The organism is Pseudomonas sp. GR 6-02 (genome assembly GCF_001655615.1).
GTDB lineage: Bacteria > Pseudomonadota > Gammaproteobacteria > Pseudomonadales > Pseudomonadaceae > Aquipseudomonas.
Map to the genome: position 1 here is coordinate 1,288,519 of NZ_CP011567.1, position 26,472 is coordinate 1,314,990.

A 26,472-nucleotide genomic window follows, 5' to 3' on the forward strand; every position below is an offset into this window, starting at 1 on the left:
GAGTGATGGCATGGCGGACGTAAACAAGGTCGTTCTGGCGTATTCCGGCGGCCTGGACACTTCGGTGATCCTCAAGTGGCTGCAGGATACATATAACTGTGAAGTAGTGACCTTCACCGCTGACCTGGGTCAGGGCGAAGAGGTCGAACCGGCCCGCGCCAAGGCACAGGCCATGGGCGTAAAAGAAATCTATATCGACGATCTGCGCGAAGAATTCGTGCGTGATTTCGTGTTCCCGATGTTCCGCGCCAACACCGTTTACGAAGGCGAGTACCTGCTGGGTACTTCCATCGCTCGTCCGTTGATCGCCAAACGCCTGATCGAAATCGCCAACGAAACCGGTGCTGACGCCATTTCCCACGGCGCGACCGGCAAGGGCAACGACCAGGTTCGTTTCGAACTGGGCGCCTACGCCTTGAAGCCAGGCGTGAAAGTGATCGCTCCATGGCGCGAATGGGACCTGCTGTCCCGTGAGAAGCTGATGGACTACGCCGAGAAGCACGCGATTCCGATCGAGCGTCACGGCAAGAAAAAATCCCCGTACTCGATGGATGCCAACCTGCTGCACATCTCCTATGAAGGCGGCGTGCTGGAAGACACCTGGACCGAGCACGAAGAAGACATGTGGCGCTGGACCGTCTCCCCGGAGAAAGCTCCCGACAAACCGCAGTACCTGGAACTGACCTACCGCAACGGCGACATCGTTGCACTGGACGGTGTCGAAATGACCCCGGCCACCGTGCTGGCGACTTTGAACCGTATCGGTGGCGAACATGGTATCGGCCGTCTGGACATCGTCGAAAACCGCTATGTGGGCATGAAGTCCCGTGGCTGCTACGAGACGCCTGGCGGCACCATCATGCTGCGCGCTCACCGTGCGATCGAATCGATCACCCTGGACCGCGAAGTGGCTCACCTCAAAGACGAGCTGATGCCTAAATACGCCAGTCTGATCTACACCGGCTACTGGTGGAGCCCAGAGCGTCTGATGCTGCAACAGATGATCGATGCTTCCCAGGCCCACGTGAACGGCGTAGTGCGCCTGAAACTGTACAAGGGCAACGTGATCGTTACCGGACGCAAGTCCGACGAGTCGTTGTTCGACGCCAACATCGCGACCTTCGAGGAAGATGGCGGCGCCTACAACCAGGCCGATGCGGCGGGCTTCATCAAGCTCAACGCCTTGCGCATGCGTATCGCGGCGAACAAAGGCCGCAAGCTGTTCTGAGACCTTTGATGCGGTAATGGAACTGTGGCCTTGTCGATGACAAGGCCACAGTTCTGAAAAAGGGCTGCTGCATATTACGTTTCGCTTTCTGCTGGTTTCTTCCAACCGTTCCTTTTGCTGCCTGCCTTTGATCTCACTTCAAGGGCTGCCTTGCTCTGTGCGACGGGTCAAAACCTAGCCCATGATCGTCACGCCATGTGAGCTCAAATTGTAAGAAACACAGAACGTTGCGTTGCTGCGTTTCTTTAGTTGTTTCCAGTGTTTGAGCGCACTGTCCTTCAGCACTACCTCCGAATCGGCACACGTGAGAAATACGATCACGTGTGCAGGATTATCCGGAGCGTGCTGGATACTCTCCATCAGGGCGCTGAACCCCATTTTTTTGGTTATCCAGCGTGCATCAATGATGTGCAGATCCTTTAGCGGCGCGGGCAGCTGCACATGGTGTTGGACCGAGCGTTCAGGCGACACACTGGAAGTGCTGTTTCCAGAGTGATCAGCGTTGTCCATGACTTTTATAAAATGCTTTCCCTTCTCGAAATCGGAGGGCGCGTAAAGCGATCGATAATTGAAGTTAAGTGTGGCGAAGAAAAGAAAAAGCAAATAAAAGGGAAAGCTGATCAGAAACCAGATGTAGAGTTCTCTCTCCTTGTGGTCAAGAAAGGGCAGCGATACAGCAGCTGATGTTTCGGACAGTGCTGCAAATATTGCAATGATTGTCATGGGGTTGGTGATTCTTTTTTTGAGTTTTGTCATGTTTTTTACTCATTAGGTATTATCTTTTTCTCTGTTGGTTTATAGGGTGTGTTTTGGTGGTGATGCATGTATGAGTGTGTTTTTTTGTATTTGTTATTTTAAGTTTCTTTTTGTTGTGTGGTTGAGGTTGATATAGTAACTGTATTGTTCTGGCTCTGGGTATGGCTGTTTATTTGTTTTAAAGTTGTGTGGGTTTGTTTGAGTTGTGAAGTGTTGCTGTATGTAAGTTTTTTCGAGTGGTTCGGGCCGGGTTATGTAAGATTCTGCAAGATACTCGTTACCTTTAAGGATAGCTTAATAGTCGCGGTCTGTCGGACCAAGGGCGTTGAACCTTGTTTTTTTGGGGGGTGAATTGTTACAAAGACATTGTCGAAGCGTTTAGCAGTGTTCGGCCAATAAAATCCCTGGCTTATCATGCGCAATGATTTCTTGTAGGAATAATCCGTGTTGTTTGTAGGTAATGTCTCTCGGTGCGAGTGGTCGAGGGGGACGGCATGCCATGGGTGAAACGACTAGGCTATGGTGCGGGCTCTAAAAATTCGAACAGCGAAAATTGGAATTGCCCATGAATAAAGTGCTGATCGTGGATGATCACCCCGTCATTCGTCTTGCGGTACGTATGCTAATGGAGCGTCATGGCTACGAAGTCATTGCAGAAACAGACAATGGCGTGGATGCATTGCAACTTGCTCGTGAACTTATGCCGGATATCGTTATCCTGGATATTGGAATACCGAAGCTGGATGGGTTGGAAGTTATCGCGCGCCTGACCTCGGCGGCGATGCCTCTTAAAGTGCTGATATTGACGTCCCAGGCTCCAGGACATTTTTCCATGCGTTGTATGCAATCGGGTGCCGCCGGATATGTCTGTAAACAACAGGACCTTACTGAGTTGCTCAGTGCAATAAAGGCTGTATTGTCAGGTTATAGCTACTTTCCTAATCAGGCGCTGCATACTGTGCGCTCCAGTCTTGGGAATGCCAGTGAAGCCGATATGGTGGATCGTTTGTCCGGGCGGGAAATGATGGTCCTTCAGCAGTTGGCCCGAGGAAAGACAAACAAGGAAATCGCCGATGGGATGTTCCTCAGCAATAAAACCGTCAGTACTTACAAGACTCGCCTGTTGCTGAAGCTCAATGCTCGCTCACTGGTCGATCTTATTGAATTGGCTCAACGTAATGGCCTGGTATGAGTATGCCAGCGTTTGACGAGGGGCGATGAGCGGGCGTTTGTCGGGGATGGGCACTTAGTAAAAAGCCTCCGTTTCGGGAGGCTTTTAGGTGTCATAGGTCAAAATCGTAATCGGCCAATTGCTTTTGCAGTCGGCGCTCCTCCAGCAGATTGTCGATGGTGCGGCGTTTGCTCAGGTTGGTCTTCGCTACTTCCACCACCGGTTCTGCGTCATCGGCCTCAACGGCGGTGAAGTCGTCTTCTACGTCCAATTGCTCTTTGCCAGTGCTCATAAGGTTAACTCCAGGCTAAGACTGCCTTTGGCGCTCCTTATATCGACAATTTCCCGGCGGGTAAAAAAGATTTTTTCAATCGGCTAATCAAGAAAACTAATAGAGCCTCAATCGTCCGAGGTCTTTTGCTTGTATTCGCATAAGTCCTCGATCCGGCAGCTGCCACAACGCGGCTTGCGGGCCAGGCAAACGTAGCGTCCGTGGAGAATCAGCCAGTGATGGGCGTCGAGCAGATACTCCTTCGGCACGAATTTCATCAGTTTCTGCTCCACCTCGACCACATTCTTGCCCGGAGCAATGCCGGTACGGTTGCTGACCCGGAAAATGTGGGTGTCCACGGCCATGGTCAGCTGACGAAAGGCGGTATTGAGCACCACATTGGCGGTCTTGCGGCCGACGCCGGGCAACGCTTCCAGCGCTTCGCGGGTCTGCGGTACTTCACCGCCATGGCGCTCTACCAGCAAGCGACAGGTTTCGATCACGTTTTTTGCTTTGCTGTTATACAGGCCGATGGTCTTGATGTACTCCGATAATCCTTCAACGCCCAAGGCATAAATCGCCGCCGGCGTATTGGCCACCGGAAACAGTTTGGCGGTGGCCTTGTTGACGCCGACATCGGTCGATTGCGCCGAGAGAATCACGGCGATCAGCAGTTCGAACGGCGAGGAATAGGCCAGCTCGGTCTTCGGTTCAGGATTGTCTTCGTGAAACCTGCGGAAAATTTCCAGACGTTTTGCGGCATTCATGGGCGATGCGTTTCCTCGAAGGAGGTCAATGTGGGGGAGGGGCGGGTCCAGGCCTGACGTGCGGCGATCAGCAGCCCCAGCAGAATAAACCCGCCGGGGGCCAGCGTGGCCAAGCGCAGGCCACCGTCAGCGGTGAGCACCCAACCTTGCCAGTCCGGTTGCATGGCAGCGGTCAGCCAGGGCAGATGGCTACCCAGTGTCCCGTTGCCGATAAGCTCGCGCAGCAGGCCCAGGCCAATCATCAAGGCGCCGAACAGGCCGCACAGGCGCAGGCGGTCACGTCTTGTGCCCTGGAAAAAACCGTTATGTTCCAGCACCACGCATTGCAAGGCGATCAATCCGGTATAGAACCCCAGATGCTGGTGCCATTGAAGCGACCAGGCTTGCATGGCGAGTTCCACACAACTGGTCAGTGTGGCAGCCAGCAGGAGGCAGGCCAGTAAATGGGTTGCCGGAATCAGTCGTGAGCGCAAGATACCCATGCTCACGTCATAAACACTGAGCACCAGAGCGAACATCAGCCACAGGCCTAGAGCCGTTACCAACGAATCAGTGACGCCGATCAGAGGCGCAAGCATCAGCGAGTTCTGCAGGGTTGATGACTTATTCATGGGCGCTGCTCCCGATCAGCGGTTGCCGGTGTTCATCGAAGTAACGCAATGCATCGTGGGTGGCATTGATCACCGCTCTTGAGGTGATGGTCGCGCCTGCGATCTGATCGAATTGCCCTCGGTCCTTTTTCAAGGCCCAGCCAGTGTCGCTTGGTTCGCCTAGAGACTTGCCGGTAAACACTTGCAGCCAGGCATTGGGCCAGTCGGCGAGCTTGCCGCCCAGCCCCGGGGTTTCCGATTGCTTGAGGGTTTTGACCCCCAGCAACGTGCCATGGGGGTCGATGGCGATCAGCAAATCGATGGCGCCGGCGTAGCCCAGTGTCTGGCTGCGCAGCAACACCGCGCTCGGTTGGCCGGCCTTGGACGCCAGATAGCCATTCAGCAGCGTGCTGTTGGGCAGGCGTGTTTTTTCGACGTTGAGGGGGTGTTCCAGTGGCTGATTGTCGTAGCTGTCGGGCGCTAGCAGATCCAGCAAATTGCGGCTGTCGATCAGGCGTTGTTCGGCGGCAATGCGTGCGGCGCTGGTGTACTGCGCGAGGTAAGTCGCGCCTGTCCCCAAGCCTGCCAGTAATACCAGGGTCACAACGCTTGTCGCTCGGTTCATGGGCTGACCTGCGCTTGTCTGGAGGCAGCAAACCGCTCCAGCGCCGGTACACAGAGGTTCATCAGCAGGACGGCAAAAGCCACCCCGTCGGGATAGCCGCCCCACGTGCGAATCAAGTAAGTCAGCAGCCCCACTCCGGCGCCGAACAGCAACCGGGCCGTGGGGGTTTTCGCGCCGGATACCGGTTCCGTCACGATGAAGAAGGCACCCAGCATGCTCGCGCCAGTGAGCAGATGGAAGAGTGGCGAGCCATGGGAATCGGAGCCCGAACCGTTCCAGCACAACAGGCTGATGACGAACAGGCTGGCGAGCATGCCGACCGGCGCATGCCAGCTGAACACCCGCCGTTGCAGCAGAAACGCGCCGCCGGCCAGGAAGGCCAGGTTGACCCATTCCACGCCCCGGCCGCCGAAATGGCCGAATGCCGGGTTGCCGGCAAACAGTTCGTCCATGGTCAGGCTTTTGTTGATTCGCAGGCTGTCCAGCGCGGTGGCCTGGGCCCACGCGTCTGGTGTCTGGCCGAGGTTGAAGCCGAACACTTGTTGCAGGCCAGCGAGGAAGTCCATGCCGTGGGACGACGGCCAATGGGTCATTTGCTGAGGAAACGTCACTGAAGCCAGGGCGAAACCGAGCATCGCCGGGTTGAACGGATTCCTGCCGACGCCGCCATACAGGTGCTTGCCGAAAAAAAGTCCGAATGCCGCTGCGCTGACCGTCAGCCACCACGGGCAATAAGGCGGCAAGGCCAGGGCCAACAGGGTCGCGCTGACCAGCGCACTGCCATCGCTCACTGTCGGTTTTACAGGTTGCTTGCGCAGCTGTAACACCGCTGCTTCAACGGTCAGTGCGGTAGCTGCAGTCAGAATCAGGTTGATCAACACGCCCCAACCGTACAGCCAGAACAACATCAGCATTCCCGGCAGGGTGGCCAGCAACACCAGCTTCATGGCCTGCTGAAGGCGTTCATCCACCGATTCAAGGGGCGGCATAGGCATCCACCTGCCGCTCGGCTTCGCTGAGCGCATGTTGCAATGCTGTGATCTGTTCGGCCGGCGCTTCGTTTGTTTGAGCCTTCTTGAGTTCGGCGCGGCGCATGGCCAACTGGATCTTCGCCCGTTTCAGCTCGGCATCGTTTGTCGGAACAGGTGGAGTAGCTACCACCGGTGCACTGCTTTCCAGCAGCGACAGCGCCTGTTCGGCAGCTTCGAACTGCTGTTGCAGCACGATCAGTTGCGATTGCTGTTCGAAGGTCGGTGGATGCCCGAAGGCCTTGAGCGATTTATTCAGCTGCGCCCGACTCATCGCCAGATCGACCTTGGCCTTTTTCAGCGCCGCATCGGCATTGGCGGCCTTCTGCGCACGCACGCGCTCGAGCGCGGCCTGAACCGGGTCGAGCGTCACTTCACTGTGCTGCACGGCGCGTTGGGCGCGGGCCTGACGTTCGGCGAGTTTCTGTTCCTCTTCGCGATGTAGGCGGGCATTGCGCTGTTCGAAGCGACGTCGCGCGCGGTTGCGCTTGGCGGCCCGGGCCTGTTGTTCCTCCAGGCTGAACGCCAGCCCACCGACAATCGGCAGCGTGGCCAGCGGTAGCGGATGCATCTCGATGCAATCCACCGGGCAGGGCGCCACGCAGAGGTCGCAACCGGTGCATTCGTCGACGATGACCGTGTGCATGAATTTCGCCGCGCCGACAATCGCGTCGACCGGGCAGGCCTGAATGCATTTGGTGCAGCCGATGCATTCGGCTTCGCGGATGTACGCGATTTGCGCCGGTGCCGAACCGCGACTGACGTCCAGTTCCAGCACCGGCACTTTCAGCAGCTCGGCGAGGGCCGCGATGGTTTCGCTGCCGCCCGGTGGGCACTTGTTGATCGGCTCGCCGCTGGCGATGCCTTCGGCGTACGGTTTGCATCCGGGGTGGCCACACTTGCCGCATTGGGTCTGCGGCAAGAGGGCATCGATGCGTTGAATCAGACTCATGTTTTGATCAGCCCGCTGAATCCGAGAAAAACCACTGCGATCAATCCGGCGCCGATCAATTCGATCGGCAGGCCGCGAAAGGGCAGGGGGACATCGTTATCGAGTGTGCGTTGGCGCAAGTCGCTGAACAGGCTCAGCACCAGCCAGAAACCCAGCCCGGCACCGAGGCTCAAGGCTATGGCGTGGAAAAGTCCCTTGTCGTCCTGAGCGTTGAGCAGGGTCAGCCCAAGCACGCCGGCATTGCCCAGCAGCAGGGGCCAGAGACCCTCGAATGAAAGCTTGGCGAATAACCGTGGAAGCAGTTTCAGCAGCGGGCCGATCAGCAGAACGCTCAGCGGCAGGAATACGAACAGTCGCAGCGACGTCAGCCCCAGCGGCACCAGCAGCCAGTGGTAGAGCGCATGGCCGAGCGTGCCGACGATCAGCATCAGGCACGTCGTCGCGATGCCCAATGCATGCACTTGTCGCCGCTCGCTGCCCAGCACCGGATCGACGCCCAGCGGCCAGTGCAACACGAGGTTGTTGATCAGGGCAGCGCTGATAAGCGTAAGAAGCAGTTCGGTCATGATCGTGCCGGTAAGAACAGGGCTTTCTTAAGGGGCTCTCTAAAAAGAGATTAGGCATTATCCGGCAAGGAAGGAGGGTGGGCCAGATATGAAAATCCCACAGTCGCGCCGGGCACGACTGTGGGATCGGTTTAGCGCAGGACTTTACTTGATGCGCTGACCTGGCTTGGCGCCACTGTCGGGGCTCAGCAGATAGATTTCTTCGCCACCAGGGCCGGCCGCCATCACCATGCCTTCGGAGATCCCGAATTTCATTTTGCGGGGCTTGAGGTTGGCAATCATCATGGTCAGGCGACCTTCAAGCTTGGCCGGGTCCGGGTAGGCGCTCTTGATGCCGGAGAGCACGTTGCGTTGCTCGTCACCGATGTCCAGGGTCAGGCGCAGCAGTTTGTCGGCACCTTCGACGGCTTCGGCCTTGAGGATCAGGGCGACGCGCAGGTCGACCGCGGCAAAGGTATCGAACTCGATCTCCGGCGACAGCGGATCCTTGGCCAGTTCGCCGTTGCCTTGAGGCGCGGCAGCTTCGCCGGTGTCGGTCTGGCTGGCGGTCAGGTCTTCTTTCGAGGCGTCGGTCATGGCTTGCACTTTTACCGGGTCGATGCGGGTCATCAACGGTTTGAACTCGTTCAGCTGATGGTTGCTGAGCAAGGTGGCGTGGTCGTTCCAGGTCAGCGGTGCGACGTTCAGGAACGCCTCGGCATCGGCGGCCAGCAGCGGCAGCACCGGCTTGAGGAAAATCACCAGTTGGCGGAACAGGTTGATGCCCAAGGCGCAGATGGCCTGGACTTCATCCTGCTTGCCTTCCTGTTTGTTCAGCGACCACGGTGCCTTGTCGGCGATCCAGGCGTTGGCACGGTCGGCCAGGCCCATGATTTCGCGCATGGCCCGGGCGAAGTCACGCGCCTCGTAGGCTTCGGCGATGCTCGGTGCTGCGGCCAGGAACGCTTCGGTCAGCTCCGGCGCGGCGTTGCCGGCCAACAGCACGCCAGCGTTGCCTTTGTGGATGAAACCGGCGCAACGGCTGGCGATGTTGACGACTTTGCCGACCAGGTCCGAGTTGACCTTCTGCACGAAGTCTTCGAGGTTCAGGTCCAGGTCATCGACGCCACGGCTCAACTTGGCCGCGTAGTAGTAGCGCAGGTATTCCGGCGACAGATGATCCAGATAGGTCCGGGCCTTGATGAAGGTGCCGCGGGACTTGGACATCTTCTGACCGTTGACGGTCAGGTAGCCGTGCACGTTGATGCCGGTCGGTTTACGGAAACCGGCGCCTTCGAGCATCGCTGGCCAGAACAGGGCGTGGAAGTTGACGATGTCCTTGCCGATGAAGTGGTACAGCTCGGCGGTGGAGTCCTTGCCCCAGAACGCGTCGAAATCAAGTGCAGGCGTACGGTTGCACAGGTTCTTGAAGCTGGCCATGTAGCCGATCGGCGCGTCCAGCCACACGTAGAAGTACTTGCCCGGCTCATCGGGAATTTCGAAGCCGAAGTATGGCGCATCGCGGGAGATGTCCCACTGTTGCAGGCCGGCGTCCAGCCATTCGGCGATCTTGTTGGCCACGGCATCTTGCAAGGTGCCGCTGCGGGTCCAGGCTTGCAGCATTTCCTGGAAGTCCGGCAGCTTGAAGAAGAAGTGCTGGGAATCCTTGAGCACCGGCGTGGCGCCGGAGATCGCCGACTTCGGATCTTTGAGGTCGGTCGGCGCGTAGGTTGCACCGCATTTTTCGCAGTTGTCGCCGTACTGGTCTTCGGTGCCGCATTTCGGGCAGGTGCCCTTGATGAAGCGGTCGGCCAGGAACATTTTCTTTTCCGGGTCGAAGTACTGCGTGATCGAGCGCGTGGCGATGTGCCCGGCGTCGCGCAGCTTCAGGTAGATCTGGCTCGACAGCTCACGGTTTTCTTCGGCGTGAGTGGAGTGGAAGTTGTCGAAGTCCACCAGGAACTCGGCAAAGTCGGCGCTGTGTTCAGCCTGGACGTTGGCGATCAGTTGTTCCGGGGTGATGCCTTCCTTTTCTGCGCGCAGCATGATGGCCGAACCGTGGGCGTCGTCGGCGCAGACATAAATGCATTGGTTACCGCGATGCTTCTGGAAGCGCACCCACATATCGGTCTGGATGTATTCCAGCATATGGCCGAGGTGGATCGAACCATTGGCATAGGGCAGGGCGCTGGTGACGAGGATCTTGCGTGGCTCGGACATGGGGCTCGGCTACTTGATGAAACGGAGGTCGGCCACTATAAAGCGCCGGCGCATATTTTTCACCCCCACGGCCAGCTTCCACGGACCTTTGTACCCGCCGGTCATAAGATATTTGTCATATTCTGAAAGCATCCCGTCCAGGCGACAGAACGGTTAGGATACCCGCCTGATTTTCCAGTCTTGCTATCGGAGTTGCCCATGAGCGCCGTCAATCGCGCAGCGGTGGAAGCCGTCCTTCGCCAATACACCGACCCTTATCTGAACCAGGACCCGGTCAGCGCCGGGTGCGTGCGCAGCATCGATATTCAGGGCGATCGCGTCAGCGTCCAGCTGGAGCTGGGTTACGCCGCCGGTCTGTTCAAGAGTGGCTGGGCGCAGTTGTTGCAGATGGCCATCGAGGGCCTGGATGGCGTGGTCACTGCCCGTGTCGAGATCACCAGCGTGATTGCCGCGCACAAGGCCCAGGCACAGATTCCGGGGTTGGCCAACGTCAAAAACGTGGTGGCCGTGGCGTCTGGCAAGGGAGGAGTGGGCAAATCCACCACGGCCGCCAACCTGGCGCTGGCGTTGGCTCGTGAAGGTGCCAAAGTGGGGATTCTCGACGCGGATATCTACGGTCCGAGCCAGGGCATCATGTTCGGCATCCCTGAAGGCACCCGTCCTCAGGTCAAGGATCAGAAATGGTTCATTCCGATCGAGTCCCATGGCGTCGAAGTGATGTCCATGGCCTTCCTGACCGACGACAACACGCCGATGGTCTGGCGTGGGCCGATGGTGTCCGGCGCCTTGTTGCAACTGGTCACGCAAACGGCCTGGGGCGACCTGGATTACCTGGTCATCGACATGCCTCCAGGCACCGGCGACATCCAGTTGACCCTGGCGCAAAAAGTCCCGGTGGCCGGTGCGGTGATCGTGACCACCCCGCAGGATCTGGCATTGCTGGATGCGCGCAAGGGCGTGGAAATGTTCCGCAAGGTCAACATCCCGGTGCTGGGCGTGGTCGAAAACATGGCCGTGCACATCTGCTCCAACTGCGGGCATGCCGAGCATTTGTTCGGTGAGGGCGGGGGTGTGAAGCTGGCCAACCAGTATGGCGTCGAACTGTTGGCTTCGTTGCCGCTGTCGATGCTGATTCGCGAACAGGCCGATGGCGGCAAGCCAACGGTGATCGCCGAGCCTGACAGCCAGATTGCGATGGTTTACCAGGAACTGGCCCGCCATGTCGGCGCGCGGATCGTGTTGCAGGAAGCTGCGACGCCGGCGATGCCGAACATCACCGTCAGCGACGATTAAATCGCTGAAAAGAGATCGCTGCCTCGCTTCGCTCGACACGAGGCTGCGATCTTTTGATATTGCTTTAGATACGCAACCCGCCATCCAGCTCCAGAATCCGACCGGTGTAGTAGTCATTCTCGAAAATGTAGGCCGCTGACTGGGCGATCTCTTCGGGTTTGCCCATGCGCTTGAGCGGAATCCCGGAAGTCATTTTTTCCAGCGCTTCAGGTTTCATGCTCAGGGTCATTTCAGTTTCGATGAAGCCCGGCGCAATGCCCGCCACGCGAATTCCGTAGCGCGCCAGTTCCTTGGCCCAGGTCACGGTCGCCGCGGCGACACCGGCCTTGGCGGCGGAGTAGTTGGTCTGGCCGATATTGCCGGCGCGTGAGATCGACGAGATATTGATGATCGCGCCGCTGTTGTTCAGCTCGACCATTTTTGCCGCGACTTCACGGGTGCACAGGAACACGCCGGTCAGATTGACGTCGATCACCGCTTGCCATTGGGCCAGGCTCATCTTGGTCATTTCGCCATCCTTGACCTTCAGCAACAGGCCGTCACGCAAAATGCCGGCGTTGTTGATCAGGCCATGGATCGCGCCGAAATCGTCGGCCACCTGGCTGACCATGTGGGTCACTTGCTCTTCATCGGCGACGTTGCACAGGTAGGCACGGGCCTCGACACCCTTGGCCTTGCAAGCGGCGACGGCGGCGTCGAGTTTTTCCTGGTTCAGGTCCACCAGGGCCAGCTTGGCGCCACGACCTGCAAGATACTCGGCCATGGAACGGCCTAAACCCTGGCAACCGCCGGTGATAATGATTACTTTGTCAGTGAGTTGCATTCGCATAGCCCCATAGCCGATCGGAGTGTTTCTCCTTCTAGAGGGCCTCTCGATCTGAGCCTGATGTGGCCTGGCTGCACATGAGAACTGCCCCTGTGGCGTACTGGAACTTTCACCCAGACGCCTGTCCGTTTTTTCGACGGAATCTATATAAGGAGTCATAAATTGAGCGTTGTAGTGGCTAAGCATGCCCGAGAATTGCTTCTCAAGGAATACCGTGGAGTGCTCTCGACGCACTCCAAAGCGATGCCCGGTTTCCCGTTTGGCTCCGTGGTTCCGTACTGTCTGGACGAACAGGGCCGGCCGCTGATCCTTATCAGCCGCATCGCTCAGCACACTCACAACCTGCTGAAGGATCCGAAATGCTCGCTGCTGGTGGGTGAACGCGAGGCCGAAGACGTGCAAGCCGTTGGTCGGCTGACCTACCTGGCCGAAGGGGAAAAACTCGAGGACACCGCAGCCATCGAAGCGGCAGCCGAGCGTTACTACCGCTATTTCCCGGATTCGCAGAACTATCACAAGGCCCACGATTTCGATTTCTGGGTGCTCAAACCGGTACGCCACCGTTACATCGGCGGCTTCGGCGCGATTCACTGGGTCGACCAACTGACCCTCGCCAACCCGTTCGCCGGCAAGGCCGAAGTGAGCATGGTCGAGCACATGAATGCCGATCACGCCAAAGCCATCGCCCACTATGTCGACTTGGCGGGCCTGCCGAAAACCGTGCCGGCGCAATTGGTCGGCATCGACAGCGAAGGCATGCACTTGCGCATCGGCCAGGGGCTCTACTGGCTGCCGTTTCAAGCGCCTTGTAATACGCCGACACAAGTCCGGGAAGCCTTGGTTTTCCTGGCTCACGCCGAACATTGGCCGAAAAATCAAGTGGCCGATGCTTGAATTCACGAAACGGCGACGTCATCTAAGGAACACTGGCAAGGCTTACTTGCGTTGAGGAACCATTTGATGCGCCCTTTTTTGTTGCTCTTTGTACTGTTTCCGGTGTTGGAGCTGTTCGTATTCGTCAAGGTCAGCGCAGCGATCGGGTTTTTCCCGGCCCTGCTGCTGATCATTCTCGGCTCGATGCTCGGCGTGTTCGTGCTGCGTATCGCCGGTCTGGCTACTGCGCTGCGCGCTCGTGAAAGCCTGAGCCGCGGCGAGTTGCCGGCCCAGACCATGCTCGAAGGCCTGATGCTGGCCCTGGCGGGGGGGCTGTTGATTCTGCCGGGCTTCGTCACCGACGTGCTGGGTCTGATTATGTTGCTGCCGATCTCTCGTCGACTGCTGGCCAATAAAATGCGCCAGCGCGCCGAGGAACAAGCGATGCGCCAGCGTGCGTTTGCCGATGACCTTCAGCCGCGGGGCGGTCCTGCTCCACGTCAGCCGTTGGGCCGTGAGCCTAACGTGATCGAAGGCGAGTTCGAACACCGCGACTCCAAGTAACATGTCCATCGACACGGCACCTTTGGGTGCCGTGTTCATTTTCAGGGTATCGACGTAAAAATTTCGCTCTCGGCCCTTGAAATAGGCTCGCGCGCCCTTATGTAACGGTCACCGCAAGGTTTCTGGCAATTGCGCCAGACAGACTTCCGCGGTTCGCTCGACGAACCGCACCCGGCGCCGCCGGATTTGTTAAACCCGCCGGGACTACACCGGCCGATGAAAACCACAATTAGGAGAGATCGACAATGAAGCTTCGTCCTCTGCATGACCGCGTCGTTATCCGTCGCAGCGAAGAAGAAAAGAAAACCGCTGGCGGTATCGTCCTGCCAGGTTCGGCTGCTGAGAAGCCAAACCAGGGTGAAGTCCTAGCTGTAGGCCCAGGCAAAGTGCTGGACAACGGCGAAGTGCGTGCACTGTCCGTGAAAGTGGGTGACAAGGTGGTGTTCGGCCCGTACTCCGGCAGCAACACTGTGAAAGTCGATGGCGAAGACCTGGTGATCATGGCTGAGAACGAGATTCTCGCTGTTGTCGAAGGCTGATTCCCCGCTCATTTTCCCGCTACTACAAAGTATTTAAGGAATATCGATCATGGCTGCTAAAGAAGTTAAATTCGGCGACTCCGCCCGCAAGAAAATGCTCACCGGTGTCAACGTTCTGGCTGACGCAGTAAAAGCGACCCTGGGCCCGAAAGGCCGTAACGTGATCATCGAGAAGAGCTTCGGCGCTCCGACCATCACCAAGGACGGCGTTTCCGTAGCCAAAGAAATCGAACTCGAAGACCGCTTCGAAAACATGGGCGCGCAGCTGGTCAAAGACGTTGCCTCCCGTGCCAACGATGACGCAGGCGACGGTACCACCACCGCTACCGTTCTGGCTCAGTCGATCGTCAACGAAGGCCTGAAAGCCGTCGCTGCCGGCATGAACCCGATGGACCTGAAGCGCGGTATCGACAAAGCGACCATCGCGATCGTCAAGGAACTGAAAGCCCTGTCCAAGCCTTGCGCTGACACCAAGGCAATCGCTCAGGTAGGTACCATCTCGGCCAACTCCGACAACTCCATCGGCGACATCATTGCCGAAGCCATGGAAAAAGTCGGTAAAGAAGGCGTGATCACCGTTGAAGAAGGCTCGGGCCTGGAAAACGAACTGTCGGTTGTTGAAGGCATGCAGTTCGACCGTGGCTACCTGTCCCCGTACTTCGTCAACAAGCCAGAGACCATGACTGCCGAGCTGGACGGTCCGCTGATCCTGCTGGTCGACAAAAAGATCTCGAACATCCGCGAAATGCTGCCAGTACTGGAAGCCGTTGCCAAAGCCGGCCGTCCACTGCTGATCGTGGCCGAAGACGTTGAAGGCGAAGCCCTGGCGACTCTGGTTGTGAACAACATGCGTGGCATCGTTAAAGTCGCAGCCGTCAAGGCTCCAGGCTTCGGCGACCGTCGCAAGGCCATGCTGCAGGACATCGCTGTTCTGACCGGTGGTACCGTGATCTCCGAAGAGATCGGTCTGAGCCTGGAAAGCACTACCCTGGAACACCTGGGTAATGCCAAGCGCGTGATCCTGTCCAAAGAAAACACCACCGTGATCGACGGCGCCGGCGTTGAGGCTGATATCCAGGCTCGCGTGACCCAGATCCGTCAACAAGTGGCCGACACTTCGTCCGACTACGACCGTGAAAAACTGCAAGAGCGCCTGGCCAAACTGTCCGGCGGCGTTGCAGTGATCAAGGTCGGCGCTGGTTCCGAAGTTGAAATGAAAGAGAAGAAAGCCCGCGTTGAAGACGCCCTGCACGCTACCCGTGCAGCCGTTGAAGAAGGCGTGGTACCTGGCGGCGGCGTGGCACTGATCCGTGCCCTGCAAGCCATCAGCGAACTGAAAGGCGACAACGCCGATCAGGACGTCGGTATCGCTGTTCTGCGTCGTGCGGTTGAAGCGCCACTGCGTCAGATCGTTGCCAACTCCGGCGACGAGCCAAGCGTGGTTGTCGACAAGGTCAAGCAAGGCGCGGGTAACTTCGGTTACAACGCTGCCACCAGCGAATACGGCGACATGATCGAAATGGGCATCCTGGACCCAACCAAGGTGACCCGTTCGGCTCTGCAAGCTGCATCCTCGATTGGCGGTCTGATCCTGACCACCGAGGCCGCTGTTGCCGAAGCACCGAAGAAAGACGGTGCAGCTGGCGGCGGTATGCCAGACATGGGCGGTATGGGTGGCATGGGCGGCATGATGTAAGCCAGCCTTACCCCTATAAAAAAGCCCCGCCTGCGTCGAGCAGGCGGGGCTTTTTATTGCCTTCATTTTGGTAGGTCCGCAGATCGCGTCGCGGCCATCCATCGCGGGCAAGCCACGATCCCACAGTGGATTGCGTGAACCTGTGGGAGCAGGGCTTGCTCGCAATGGCGTCGGTTCAGGCGCTGACCGGTTTTGCCTCGTTCGCCTGTTCAGTCTTGGAGGCCGGCCGGTACAGGATGTTGTAGTACGCCCCCAGGCAAAACAGCCAGCAGAAAATCGCCGTCCACACGTTGTGCGAGAAGAAGTGCGCGCCCTGCATCATCCGGCCGATGGAAAACACCGAGCCCAACGTGAAAGCGAAGATAAACGCATAGCGTGCCAGCCGTGGGCGTCGGTCACGCAACACAAAGAACAACGCAAACAGGGTGAAACCGGTCGCCGCATGACCACCGGGCCAGCAGCGGCCTGGCTTGTCGGTATGCGGGCGAGGACTCAGCAGTTCGCTGTAGGTTTCGTGCCCGCCGAATTGTTCCAGGCTCCATGGGCATTGCACCGCCGTTGCCGCTTTGAGCGGAGTGACAAAGGAGGTTGACAGCGCCAGAGACAACACCAGGCAACCCATTTCACGTTTGAACGGTTTGAGCCTTTCAATGAAAAAGGAACTGACAAAGCCGAGGATAGAGAACACCGAAAAGGCAATGACCACTTGCTTGGCCCGGTCATGCAGGATGTTTTCCAGGAAATAACTGTGGCGCCCGATGAACGCACCGGCGACCGGATCATAGAACAGCTTGGCAAGGTCCATGTCCAGGGACGTCAACTCGAGCAGCATCAGGGTGATCGCCGCAATGGCGGGCACTCCCAGGCACAGCCAGAAATTGAGCGGGCGGGAGACGGGACGGACAGCGGTTGATGACATGGTGGATCCTGATGAATGGAAAAACCCCGGGGCATCAGCCCGGGGCCATTCGATTAACGTTCGCTGACTTGGCGGCTGCCCTCCGTGGGCGCTTTCCAGCCGAGCAGCTGTTGCTTGAAGCCATGACTGGCAGTTTGGTAGTAAGTGATTGCGCGGGTGATCAACGGATCACCTGTGGTTGCCTGTGATTCGCGACTGTCGGTCAGTGCATCGTCGTGGCGACGCAGACCCTCACGCGGGCTCAGGATCGCTAAATCCTTGCCATCGAACAAGCCCAGATGTTGATAGTTGCCAACCACCACTCGCGGTGGCAGTGGATTGTCCTGCAACAGGTTGCGACCGAAGAACGTCGACTGATAATCCAGGTTCAGCAGCCCGAGCAACGTTGGCGCAAGGTCGATCTGACTGGCCAGCTGTGCGGTTTCCCGAGCGTCGATCAGCTTCGGTGCATAGATGAACAGCGGAATCTGATAGTTGCTGATCGGCAAGTCTTCTTTGCCGGCGCTGCCAGCCGTGTGATCGGCAACGAAGACGAAGATTGTATTATCGAACCAGGGTTTTTTGCGCGCCTGATCAAGGAACTGACCAATGGCGAAGTCGGTGTACTTCACCGCACCGTCGCGTCCGTTACCGGATTTGATATCGATACGGTTATCCGGGTAGGTGTAGGGGCGATGGTTGGAGGTGGTCATCAGTTGCAGTAGAAACGGCTGTTGCCTGGCGTAGTCGGCATCGGCCAGTTTCAGGGTCTGGTTATAGAGGTCTTCGTCAGCCATTCCCCAGGCGTTCTTGAAGTGAATCTCTGATTCATCGACGCTGCTCTGGTCGACGACGCGATAGCCGTTGCCGCTGAAGAACGCGTTCATGTTGTCGAAGTAACCGCGCCCGCCATACACGAATACGCTGTCGTAACCCACGGCGCCAAGTTGCTGGCCGAGGCTGGCGAAACCGCTTTCACGACCCACGCGCTTGACGATCGAGCGCCCCGGCGTCGGTGGAATGGCCAGGGTGATTGCCTCCAGGCCACGATCAGTGCGGGTGCCGGTGGCGTAGAAATTATTGAAGTACAGGCTTTGTTTGCGCAAGGCATCGAGGTTTGGTGTCAGGTTGCGATCGTCGCCATTGCTGCCCATGTACTTGGCACTGAAGCTTTCGATGGTGACCAGCACGATGTTGGGTTTTCGTACGGTGCCGGGATTATCGATCATCCGGCGGATGTCCTGCGGATCCTCGCCGATGAAGCGAGCGTTGGGCTCGGTCAGTTCAGCGCGAATCTGTTGCGCGACGACGGAGGTCGGCAGGGTGCTGTAGAACTGCGGGTAATCCAGTTCGTTATTGCGAAAGGCGGCGAAGAACTGGTACGGGCCATTGCTCGCCAGTTCGTTCTGATAGGCATTGCCGCCCTGAGCGCGCGGCGCATCCTGGCTGAGCAGTTGCGCGCTCAGGCCCGCGACGATCAGCAGGCCGAGCGCATTCAGCAGACGCCCGCGCATGGCAGGCAATAGTGCGTCCAGCGCAGCGTTGAAGGATTTGCGCAGCGCAAGGCTCAGGACCACGGCCAGCACCGCGAGCAGGCTCAGCAGCTTGCCGATCGGGTACGACTCCAACAGGTTATTCAGCACTTCGTCGGAGTAGACCAGGTAATCGACGGCGATAAAGTTGAAACGCACACCGAACTCATCCCAGAACAGCCATTCGGCCACCGACGTGAACAGCATGGCGAACAGGCTGGCGGTCAGCAGGCCCTGAAGGAACCAGCGATGGCCACGGCGGCGCCACAAGGCCGGCGGGCATAGCAGCAGATAGAGGCCCATGGGCAGCGCCGCGTAGGCAATGAAACCCAGGTCATAAAGCAGGCCGATGCCAAACACGGACAGGAGCCCGCTGCCTGTCTCATCCAGGTGAGTGAGGAGGAGAACGCTTCGGGTCAGGAGAAAAATGACCAGCCAGGAACCGGTTACCAGTAGCAGAAAGCGCATTGGCGCCGTCTTCAAACAATCCATTATCTACATTCCCTATATCAATCGCGCGAAAGTTTCTCTTGAACGCTGTAGTCGGGTTGTGAACCGACAGTGAAAAACTTGTTAGCACCATTATTTGGTTGAGCGCATCGATTCTACGACCGGCCGCCCTAGCCCTGAGTCACACTAGGCCTTAAGCTGCGCGGGCCAAGACGGCCGTTACTGTATACGGAGGAGGTGCCGATGCGAATTCTATTGGTTGAAGACAACCGCGATATCCTGGCCAACCTGGCCGATTATCTGGGGCTCAAAGGTTACACCGTGGATTGCGCGCAGGACGGTTTATCTGGCTTGCACCTGGCGGCCACCGAGCATTACGACTTGATCGTACTCGATATCATGCTGCCCGGTATCGATGGCTACACCCTGTGCAAACGCCTGCGCGAAGACGCCCGCCGTGATACGCCGGTGATCATGCTCACTGCGCGCGATCAACTGGACGACCGTCTGCAAGGCTTCAAATCCGGCGCCGACGATTACTTGATCAAACCCTTTGCCCTGTCAGAACTGGCGGCGCGCATCGAGGCGGTCATGCGCCGTGCCCAGGGTGGCGGTCGCCGTGCCTTGCAGGTTGGCGATCTGAGCTACGACCTCGATACCCTGGAGGTGACGCGCGAAGGCCGTCTGCTGAAACTCAACCCGGTGGGCCTGAAGTTGCTGGCGGTGTTGATGCAGAAAAGCCCGCACGTGCTGCGCCGGGAAATTCTCGAAGAGGCCCTGTGGGGTGACGACTGCCCGGACAGCGACAGCCTGCGCAGCCACGTCCATCAATTGCGCCAGGTGATCGACAAGCCGTTCGCCAAACCCCTGCTGCATACGGTGCACGGCGTCGGTTATCGCTTGGCCGAGGGCCGTGATGGAGTTTAAGCAGAGCCTTTCGCAACGGATCATCATCGCCTTTGCGTTGATGAGCGCATTGGTCGCGGGAGCCTTCGCGATAGGCATCATCGCGACCGTGCACCTGGTGGAGGAGAAACTGATTTCGTCAGGTCTGGGTGGCGATTTGCAACGCCTGTTGCTGATGGACAGCGTGACGGACTGGAGCCACCGCCCCGAGCCGGACCAGTTGTTCTATTTCAGCGGCGGGCCGGGCGACTTTGAGTTACCCAAGGATTTGCGGCACCTGGACTCGGGTTTTCATGAAGTCTTTCGCGACCATCTGTCGTATCACGCCATGGTCGAAATCGTCGACGGACGGCGCTACGTGCTGTTGCAGGACCAGAGCGATTTCGAAGAGCGTGAACGGGTGCTGTTTGCCGTAGTGCTGGTGGGGTTCGTACTGAGCCTGGCGCTGGCGGTATTTCTGGGCTGGGTGCTGGCGCGCAAGGTGATGGCGCCGGTGGTGCGACTGGCCCGCCAGGTACGCCATCGCGATCAGCTGTTGGGCCTGGCACCGCCACTGGCGCCGGATTATGCCGCCGATGAAGTGGGCGAGCTGGCCGTGGCCTTCGACGCCACCCTCGGGCGCTTGCGTCAGGCGTTGACCCGTGAGCGATTGTTCACCAGTGACGTCAGCCACGAACTGCGCACGCCATTGATGGTGTTGGCCAGTTCCTGTGAATTGTTGCTGGAAAACCCCGGCATCGATCAGCGCGGGCGTGCCCAGGTCGAGCGGATCGCCCGGGCTTGCGCAGAGATGCGCGAGTTGGTGCAGACCTTCCTCATGCTGGCCCGCGCTCAGCATGAAGACGCCAGCATGGGCCCCCAGCAGAGCCTCAGTCAGGTGGCCGACGGGTTGCTTTGCCAATGGCGCGAACCGATCGAAGCCAAGGGCCTGACGTTGAACGTCGAGTTGGGCAACCCGCCGGACACTCGCTATAACGCGACGCTTCTGCACGCGGTGATGGGCAACCTGTTGCGTAATGCGCTGCATTACACCGAGCATGGGTTTATCCGCTTGGCCCTGACGGATACGGGGTTCGTGGTCGAGGACAGTGGTGTGGGCATTCCGGAAGAAAAACGCGAGGCGATGTTCGAGCCTTTCGTACGCGGCAGCGAAAAGCGTGGCGAGGGCTTGGGGCTGGGGCTGTCGCTGGTGCAACGGATCTGCGAGAACCAGGGCTGGAGTGTCAGCCTGACGAACATGGAGCCCAACGGTTGTCGCTTCCAGGTGGAGTTGAGTCAGAAAAAGCGGTGAATGGGTTGAAAAATAAATCGGCTCCGTAAAACCCTGAAATGATTCCGAGGTTACCTGACGAAATTTTCACCAACGCATGACCTGACGCTGACACCCCGCAACTTAAGGTGGTTGTCATCAGAAGCTCAGGAGATTGCAGTCATGGCTGGCCCGATAAAGCTCGGCTTCTCCGAAAAATACGACGATCAACCCGCACAGAAAAATGTGCGCAAGCACCAGGTGGGGCTCGGTCGCCGGCTGTCCCAATGGCGTGATGAACACCTGGCGCGAAAGGCCCTGGCGTTGGCCGGTGAACCTGGCCTGGTCCTCGATTTGCCCTGCGGTGCCGGGCGTTTCTGGCCGTTGCTCGCGGAAAAGCACAACCGTGTCATCATCGGGGCCGACAACTCGGTGTCCATGCTCAAGACTGCCATGCGCACTCAACCCGCCGACGTGGTCAAAAGGGTACAACCCTTGCACACGTCTGCATTCGACATTGCCTTGCCCGATAACGCGGTCGACAGCATTTTCTGCATGCGTCTGCTCCATCACATCGGTGAAGCCGAGCAACGACTGACCATCCTGCGTGAATTCGAGCGTGTCACCCGCGACAGCGTGATTGTTTCGTTGTGGGTAGACGGCAATTTCAAGGCCTGGAAACGCAAGCGCGCCGAGAGGATGCGTGGGCAGGAAGGTTACCAGACTCGATTTGTGTTACCGGCTGCCACGATTGAAAAGGAGTTTGAGCAGGCGGGTTTCCATATTCAGGGGCAAATGGATTTTTTACCGCTCTATGCCATGTGGCGGGTCTATGTATTACGCAAGAGGTAACAGAATGACAGTGCACTATGCAGCTGCGCCCCATGACCTGAAGCAAAGGCGTCGCCACTCGTCGTTCAGCGATACAGACGGGGAAAAACTCGTCTACTTTTATAACAAGGCGTTTGGCAGCGCTATCAAAGGCTTATTGCAATGAAACTCGAAATTGCACGAGGTTTGTTTTTAGCCGGAGCCTTGGCAGTTGCTTCTTTGGCGGTGGCTGCCTGGGAGCAGCCCCGCACGCAAGTCCTCAGTTCCGTGCACGGCGACGCACGTTGTCCGTTGCCCCGGGTAGCCAAAGCACCCGTGGCCACTCAACCCGATCATGACTTGTTACTGTTCATGTTCGGACTTTCTCAGGGACTGAGGCCACAGAGTTGAACAGATTGAAGCCCAAATAAAAGGCCTCGCAGTTGCGAGGCCTTTTGCTTTTTGACGTTAAGGTTTATCGGGTTTGGCCAGCAATGTGTAAATGCATGGCAGCACGAACAAGGTGAACAGCGTCCCGATCGACATCCCCGTTGCGATCACCGTGCCGATGTCGAACCGGCTGACGGCTCCCGCGCCCGTGGCGATGATCAACGGCACCATGCCGAACACCATTGCCGCCGTGGTCATCAATACCGGGCGCAGACGAATGGCCGCCGCTTCCTCTACCGCTTCGCGAGGTGTCAGGCCTTTCTCCTTGCGTAACTGGTTGGCGAACTCGACGATCAGGATCCCGTGCTTGCTGATCAGTCCGATCAACGTCACCAGCCCCACCTGGGTATAGATGTTCATGCTCGACCAGCCGAGGAAGAGCGGGATCAATGCGCCACAGATCGACAGCGGCACAGTCACCAGAATCACCAGCGGATCACGGAAGCTTTCGAACTGGGCCGCCAGCACCAGGAAGATGATCGCCAAGGCCAGGGCGAAGGTGACCCACAGCGCGCTGCCTTCCTGAACGTATTGCCGTGAGACACCGGCATAGTCGATGGCGTAACCCGTCGGAGCCTCTTCCCGGGCGATCTGGCGCACGGTGTCGATGGCTTCACCCATGCTGACCAGCGGGACCCCGGAAAGAATCGCCGAGTTGAGTTGCTGGAACTGGTTCAACTGACGCGGCCGCGCGCGGTCTGTCACGGTGATCAGGGTCGACAGGGGGAGCAGTTCGCCCTTGGTGTTCCTGACGTAATAATGGTTCAGCCAGTCAGGGTTATCGCGGTAGGGCCGTTCCACCTGAGCGATGACCTTGTAGCTGCGACCTTCGATGGTGAACCGGTTGATCTCCGCCTCGCCCAGCATCGTCGCAAGAGTACCGCCGAGGTCCTGCATGGACACACCCATCTGCGCAGCCTTGGCGCGATCGATATCCACCACGACTTCGGGCTTGTCGAAGGCCAGGTCGACGTCGACAAAAGCAAACTTGCCGGATTCCATCGCTCTTTTTTTCACTCGGTCCATCACCTGCAGCAGCGCCTCGTAGCTGTTAGCCGAGTTGATCACGAATTGAAACGGCAAGCCCTCGCCGGTGCCTGGCAGGGACGGCAGATTGAAGCCGAATATTTGCAGTCCGGGAATGCTTTCCAGTTTGCTCTGGACCAGCGGCAGGATCTGCATCTGGGTCCGGTGGCGTTCATTCCAGGGTTTGAGCAGGAAGCCGCCGATCCCCGATTGCACGCCGTTGAAGCCGTTGATCTGGAACGAAGAGTAGTACTCGGGAAACTCCTTGAAAATGGCGACGAACTCGTCGGTGTAGGCGTTCATGTAGTCGAGGTTGGCTGGTTGCGGGGCGTTGGCCATCATGAAGATCACGCCCTGGTCTTCGTCCGGCGCCAGTTCCGACTTGGTGAACTTGAGCAGTATCGGGATCAGGCACAGCACGATCACCGCGAACACCAGCACTACCGGCCGGGTGTTGAGAGTGCCGTGAAGCACGCGCTGGTAGCGGCGTTTGAGGCCTTCGAAGATCACGTCCAGGCGATGGGCCAGGCCGCTGGGGTTTTCATCGTGGCGCAGCAGCATGGCGCACATCATCGGCGACAGCGTCAGGGCGACGACACCGGAAATCACCACCGCCCCGGCCAGGGTCAGGGCAAACTCCTTGAACAACGCCCCCGTCAGGCCGGTCAGGAAGCCGATCGGCGCATAGACCGCCGCCAGGGTGATGGTCATCGACACCACCGGCATGGCGATCTCCCGTGCGCCCTCGATGGCCGCATCCAACGGTGTCTTGCCTTCTTCGATGTGCCGGTGGATGTTTTCCACCACCACGATGGCGTCGTCCACCACCAGTCCGATGGCCAAGACCATCGCCAGCAAGGTCAGCAGGTTGATCGAGTAGCCCATCATCTGCATGAAGAACATCACGCCGATCATCGACAGTGGAATGGTCACCACCGGGATCACCACCGAACGCAGGGCGCCGAGGAACAGGAACACCACCACAATCACGATCAGCACCGCTTCGAACAGGGTTTTCAACACCTCGTCGATGGAGGCCTGGATGAACAGCGTGGCGTCGTAGGCGATTTCGCCCTTGAGGTTTGGCGGTAGCTGGGCTTCCAGGTCCGGCATGATCTTGCGCACTTCCTTGATCACGTCCAGCGGGTTGGCGCCGGGTGTGGCCTTGATGCCGATGTACACCGAAGGTGTGCCGCCGAAGGAGCTGATGGTGTTGTAGTTCTCCGCGCCCATCTCGACCCGCGCCACGTCTCGCAACAGCACACGACTGTCACCGTCGACCTTGAGCGGAATTGCGCCAAAGGCCTCGGCGGACTTGAGTTCGGTGTTGGCGTTGATGCTGGTGACCACGTACTCGCCTTTCACTTCGCCGGCGGCGGAGAGGAAGTTGTACTGGCGCACGGCGTTGGTCACATCGCTGGCGCTCAGGCCGAAACCGGCGAGCTTCACCGGGTCCAGCCACAGGCGCATGGCGAACACCTGGTTGCCGAGAATCTCGGCTTCGGCCATGCCCGGCAGGGTCGCCAGTTTCGGCTGGATAACCCGGGACAGGTAGTCGGTGATCTGCGGGTTACTCAGCTCGTTGCTGAAGAAACTGATGTACATCAGCGCCGAGGCGCCGGTGGCTTCCTTGCTCAGCACCGGGTCTTCGGCGTCCTGGGGCAGCTGGTTCTTGACCTCGTTGGCCTTGGCCAGCAGTTCGGTGAACAGGCGGTCGGTGTTGGAGCCGATACGCGCGTAGATCGAGATCACCGAGAAGTTCTGGCGACTGACCGAGGTCATGTAGTCGATGCCCTCGGCGCTGGCCAGGCTGTGCTGCATCGGTTGGGTGATATAGCCCTGGATGGTCTCGGCGTTGGCTCCGGGATAAGCGGTGGTCACCGTGATCAGGGCGTTTTCCATTTGCGGGTATTGGCGCAGCGGCAACTTGCTCCAGGCCTGGAAGCCCAGCAGCACTATCAACAGGCTGACCACGGTGGCGAGCACCGGGCGGCGGATGAACGGATCGGTAAAAGCCATGGGGATTCCTTGATCAGTCAGCGCGCGGCTGACTGTTCTTCTCAGCCAGGGTCTTGTCGTCGCTGATGGCAACGTGCACGCCGTGGTCCAGTTTGAGCTGACCAGCCGTGACCACTTTTTCGCCGTTCTGCACGCCTTTGGTGATCATGACCATCCCGTCGCGGCGTTCGCCGGTTTCGACGAAACGTCGTTCGACGATCAGAACCGGTTCGCCCTTGTCGTCTTTTTCGAGGCTGCCGTCTTCGGCCTTTTTCTGCGCGACGACATACAGCGAGTTGCCATAAAGGGTGTAGCTGATCGCGCTTTCCGGCACCACGATGTGCGGCTGCGGGTCGGGCAACAACACCTGCAGGCTGGCAAACATCCCCGGCAGGAGTTTGCCATCGGGGTTGGCCAGGGTCGCGCGCACCAGCACGTTGCGGGTGCTGCTTTCTACCTTCGGGTTGATGGCGCTGACGGTGCCGGGGAAAGTTTCCGTCGGGTAGGCCGAGACGATGACCTGTACCGATTGGCCGAGGGTGATCTTCGGCACGTCCTGCTCGGGTACAAAGAAGTCGACGTAGAGGCTGCTGAGGTCTTGCAGGGTGGCGATCATCGTGCCGCTGGCCACGTAGTCGCCGACGTCTACCCGACGAATACCGATGGTCCCGCTGAACGGTGCGAGGATTCGTTTTTTCTCCAGCGCCGCCTTGAGCTGATTGACCGTGGCCCGGCTCTTTTGCAATACCGCCGAGAGTCGGTCGAACTCGCCTTTGGAAATAGCCCGGCTGCCCACCAGTTGGCTGCCGCGACCGTAATCCAGTTGCGCCAGTCCCAGGTCGGCCTGGGCTGTTGCCAGCAGGGCGGTTTCCACGGCGCTGTCGAGTTGCAGCAGCGGCTGACCGACCTTGACCTTCTGTCCTGACTCGAACTGAACTTCCTTGACGGTGCCGTCGACCTCCAGGCTCAGATCGACCCCTTGCAGCGCCGTAAGGGTGCCGACCGTTGGCAAACGGCTTTGCCACGGACGTTCGGTGGCGGTGGCCACGGCGACGCTGATCGGTGGTTTCGGCACAGAGAAGCCCTTCATCATCGTATAGATGGAGAAGGCTTTGTAACCGGCCAGGACCAGCACGATTAGCAGGACAACACCCAACATGATCAGCATGCGGCGACGCAGCATATTTCCATTTCCTTGGAGAAAATCAG

General features: G+C 58.6%; 25 protein-coding genes. 11 read left to right on the forward strand and 14 right to left on the reverse strand.

Annotated elements, in window-relative coordinates; genetic code table 11:
• Positions 1-10 precede the first annotated feature (10 nt).
• Positions 11-1,228, forward strand: coding sequence for an argininosuccinate synthase (locus PGR6_RS05510; protein WP_020799894.1), 1,218 nt, complete (start codon positions 11-13; stop codon positions 1,226-1,228).
• A gap of 174 nt (positions 1,229-1,402) precedes the next feature.
• Here the strand turns inward: PGR6_RS05510 and PGR6_RS05515 are convergent, their stop codons facing one another.
• On the reverse strand, positions 1,403-1,984 hold the full coding sequence (locus PGR6_RS05515; protein WP_064616313.1) for a hypothetical protein: 582 nt from the start codon (positions 1,982-1,984) through the stop codon (positions 1,403-1,405).
• A 565-nt stretch (positions 1,985-2,549) separates the two neighbouring features.
• Here PGR6_RS05515 and PGR6_RS05520 point away from each other — a divergent pair.
• The gene (locus PGR6_RS05520; RefSeq protein ID WP_018926602.1) at positions 2,550-3,176 is read left to right on the forward strand and encodes a response regulator transcription factor; all 627 of its coding nucleotides are present in this window, start codon (positions 2,550-2,552) and stop codon (positions 3,174-3,176) included.
• 91 nt (positions 3,177-3,267) lie between these two features.
• Here PGR6_RS05520 and PGR6_RS05525 read toward each other — a convergent pair whose 3' ends face one another.
• The 8 genes from PGR6_RS05525 to metG form a co-directional block, all read right to left on the reverse strand.
• Complete coding sequence (locus tag PGR6_RS05525; RefSeq protein ID WP_018926601.1) at positions 3,268-3,447, reverse strand: PA3496 family putative envelope integrity protein; 180 nt, start codon at positions 3,445-3,447, stop codon at positions 3,268-3,270.
• A 107-nt stretch (positions 3,448-3,554) separates the two neighbouring features.
• The gene (gene nth / locus PGR6_RS05530) at positions 3,555-4,193 is read right to left on the reverse strand and encodes an endonuclease III (protein WP_018926600.1); all 639 of its coding nucleotides are present in this window, start codon (positions 4,191-4,193) and stop codon (positions 3,555-3,557) included.
• Positions 4,190-4,804, reverse strand: a complete 615-nt coding sequence (locus PGR6_RS05535; protein ID WP_018926599.1) for an Rnf-Nqr domain containing protein — start codon at positions 4,802-4,804, stop codon at positions 4,190-4,192. Before PGR6_RS05535 ends, nth begins: the two co-directional genes overlap by 4 nt.
• Complete coding sequence (locus PGR6_RS05540) at positions 4,797-5,408, reverse strand: RnfABCDGE type electron transport complex subunit G (protein WP_064616314.1); 612 nt, start codon at positions 5,406-5,408, stop codon at positions 4,797-4,799. The genes PGR6_RS05535 and PGR6_RS05540 overlap by 8 nt, the downstream gene beginning before the upstream one ends.
• Positions 5,405-6,397 (reverse strand): RnfABCDGE type electron transport complex subunit D, encoded by a 993-nt coding sequence (locus PGR6_RS05545; RefSeq protein WP_064616315.1) that lies wholly within the window; start codon positions 6,395-6,397, stop codon positions 5,405-5,407. The genes PGR6_RS05540 and PGR6_RS05545 overlap by 4 nt, the downstream gene beginning before the upstream one ends.
• Positions 6,384-7,388, reverse strand: a complete 1,005-nt coding sequence (gene rsxB, locus PGR6_RS05550) for an electron transport complex subunit RsxB (protein WP_018926596.1) — start codon at positions 7,386-7,388, stop codon at positions 6,384-6,386. Before rsxB ends, PGR6_RS05545 begins: the two co-directional genes overlap by 14 nt.
• On the reverse strand, positions 7,385-7,954 hold the full coding sequence (locus PGR6_RS05555; RefSeq protein WP_064616316.1) for an electron transport complex protein RnfA: 570 nt from the start codon (positions 7,952-7,954) through the stop codon (positions 7,385-7,387). The genes rsxB and PGR6_RS05555 overlap by 4 nt, the downstream gene beginning before the upstream one ends.
• A gap of 144 nt (positions 7,955-8,098) precedes the next feature.
• Entirely contained in the window at positions 8,099-10,153 is a 2,055-nt protein-coding gene (gene metG, locus PGR6_RS05560; protein ID WP_064616317.1) for a methionine--tRNA ligase, read from the reverse strand.
• 198 nt (positions 10,154-10,351) lie between these two features.
• Here metG and apbC point away from each other — a divergent pair, with 198 nt between their 5' ends.
• Positions 10,352-11,446: an iron-sulfur cluster carrier protein ApbC gene (apbC, locus tag PGR6_RS05565; RefSeq protein WP_018926592.1), complete on the forward strand. Its 1,095-nt coding sequence runs from the start codon at positions 10,352-10,354 to the stop codon at positions 11,444-11,446.
• 64 nt (positions 11,447-11,510) lie between these two features.
• On the opposite strand, the gene PGR6_RS05570 is transcribed toward apbC, so the two are convergent.
• Complete coding sequence (locus tag PGR6_RS05570) at positions 11,511-12,269, reverse strand: SDR family oxidoreductase (protein WP_018926591.1); 759 nt, start codon at positions 12,267-12,269, stop codon at positions 11,511-11,513.
• A gap of 165 nt (positions 12,270-12,434) precedes the next feature.
• Here PGR6_RS05570 and PGR6_RS05575 point away from each other — a divergent pair, with 165 nt between their 5' ends.
• The 4 genes from PGR6_RS05575 to groL all read left to right on the forward strand — a co-directional run bounded on the left by PGR6_RS05575 (position 12,435) and on the right by groL (position 15,944).
• The gene (locus PGR6_RS05575) at positions 12,435-13,166 is read left to right on the forward strand and encodes a HugZ family pyridoxamine 5'-phosphate oxidase (protein WP_026286457.1); all 732 of its coding nucleotides are present in this window, start codon (positions 12,435-12,437) and stop codon (positions 13,164-13,166) included.
• A 66-nt stretch (positions 13,167-13,232) separates the two neighbouring features.
• Complete coding sequence (locus PGR6_RS05580) at positions 13,233-13,709, forward strand: FxsA family protein (protein WP_018926589.1); 477 nt, start codon at positions 13,233-13,235, stop codon at positions 13,707-13,709.
• A gap of 245 nt (positions 13,710-13,954) precedes the next feature.
• A complete protein-coding gene (locus PGR6_RS05585) occupies positions 13,955-14,248 on the forward strand; it encodes a co-chaperone GroES (RefSeq protein WP_018926588.1) in 294 nt (97 codons plus the stop codon).
• A gap of 49 nt (positions 14,249-14,297) precedes the next feature.
• A complete protein-coding gene (gene groL, locus PGR6_RS05590; protein ID WP_018926587.1) occupies positions 14,298-15,944 on the forward strand; it encodes a chaperonin GroEL in 1,647 nt (548 codons plus the stop codon).
• Between the two features lie 175 nt (positions 15,945-16,119).
• Here groL and PGR6_RS05595 read toward each other — a convergent pair whose 3' ends face one another.
• The gene (locus tag PGR6_RS05595; protein WP_064616318.1) at positions 16,120-16,863 is read right to left on the reverse strand and encodes a phosphatase PAP2 family protein; all 744 of its coding nucleotides are present in this window, start codon (positions 16,861-16,863) and stop codon (positions 16,120-16,122) included.
• A 53-nt stretch (positions 16,864-16,916) separates the two neighbouring features.
• Positions 16,917-18,866 carry an LTA synthase family protein gene (locus PGR6_RS05600; RefSeq protein ID WP_064616319.1) on the reverse strand — a complete coding sequence of 650 codons (1,950 nt, stop codon included), beginning with the start codon at positions 18,864-18,866 and terminating at the stop codon, positions 16,917-16,919.
• A 201-nt stretch (positions 18,867-19,067) separates the two neighbouring features.
• On the opposite strand from PGR6_RS05600, the gene colR reads away from it, so the two are divergent.
• The 4 genes from colR (at position 19,068) to PGR6_RS29085 (ending at position 22,200) form a co-directional block, all read left to right on the forward strand.
• Positions 19,068-19,751 carry a two-component system response regulator ColR gene (colR, locus tag PGR6_RS05605; protein ID WP_007938890.1) on the forward strand — a complete coding sequence of 228 codons (684 nt, stop codon included), beginning with the start codon at positions 19,068-19,070 and terminating at the stop codon, positions 19,749-19,751.
• The gene (locus PGR6_RS05610; RefSeq protein ID WP_064616320.1) at positions 19,741-21,021 is read left to right on the forward strand and encodes a sensor histidine kinase; all 1,281 of its coding nucleotides are present in this window, start codon (positions 19,741-19,743) and stop codon (positions 21,019-21,021) included. The genes colR and PGR6_RS05610 overlap by 11 nt, the downstream gene beginning before the upstream one ends.
• Before the next feature lie 141 nt (positions 21,022-21,162).
• The gene (locus PGR6_RS05615) at positions 21,163-21,831 is read left to right on the forward strand and encodes a class I SAM-dependent methyltransferase (RefSeq protein WP_064616321.1); all 669 of its coding nucleotides are present in this window, start codon (positions 21,163-21,165) and stop codon (positions 21,829-21,831) included.
• A gap of 141 nt (positions 21,832-21,972) precedes the next feature.
• The gene (locus PGR6_RS29085) at positions 21,973-22,200 is read left to right on the forward strand and encodes a hypothetical protein (RefSeq protein ID WP_082920824.1); all 228 of its coding nucleotides are present in this window, start codon (positions 21,973-21,975) and stop codon (positions 22,198-22,200) included.
• Positions 22,201-22,257: 57 nt separating this feature from the next.
• On the opposite strand, the gene PGR6_RS05620 is transcribed toward PGR6_RS29085, so the two are convergent.
• Together PGR6_RS05620 and PGR6_RS05625 are read right to left on the reverse strand one after the other, a co-directional pair.
• Positions 22,258-25,284 (reverse strand): multidrug efflux RND transporter permease subunit, encoded by a 3,027-nt coding sequence (locus PGR6_RS05620; RefSeq protein ID WP_064616322.1) that lies wholly within the window; start codon positions 25,282-25,284, stop codon positions 22,258-22,260.
• A 13-nt stretch (positions 25,285-25,297) separates the two neighbouring features.
• A complete protein-coding gene (locus PGR6_RS05625; protein ID WP_064616323.1) occupies positions 25,298-26,446 on the reverse strand; it encodes an efflux RND transporter periplasmic adaptor subunit in 1,149 nt (382 codons plus the stop codon).
• Positions 26,447-26,472 lie beyond the last annotated feature (26 nt).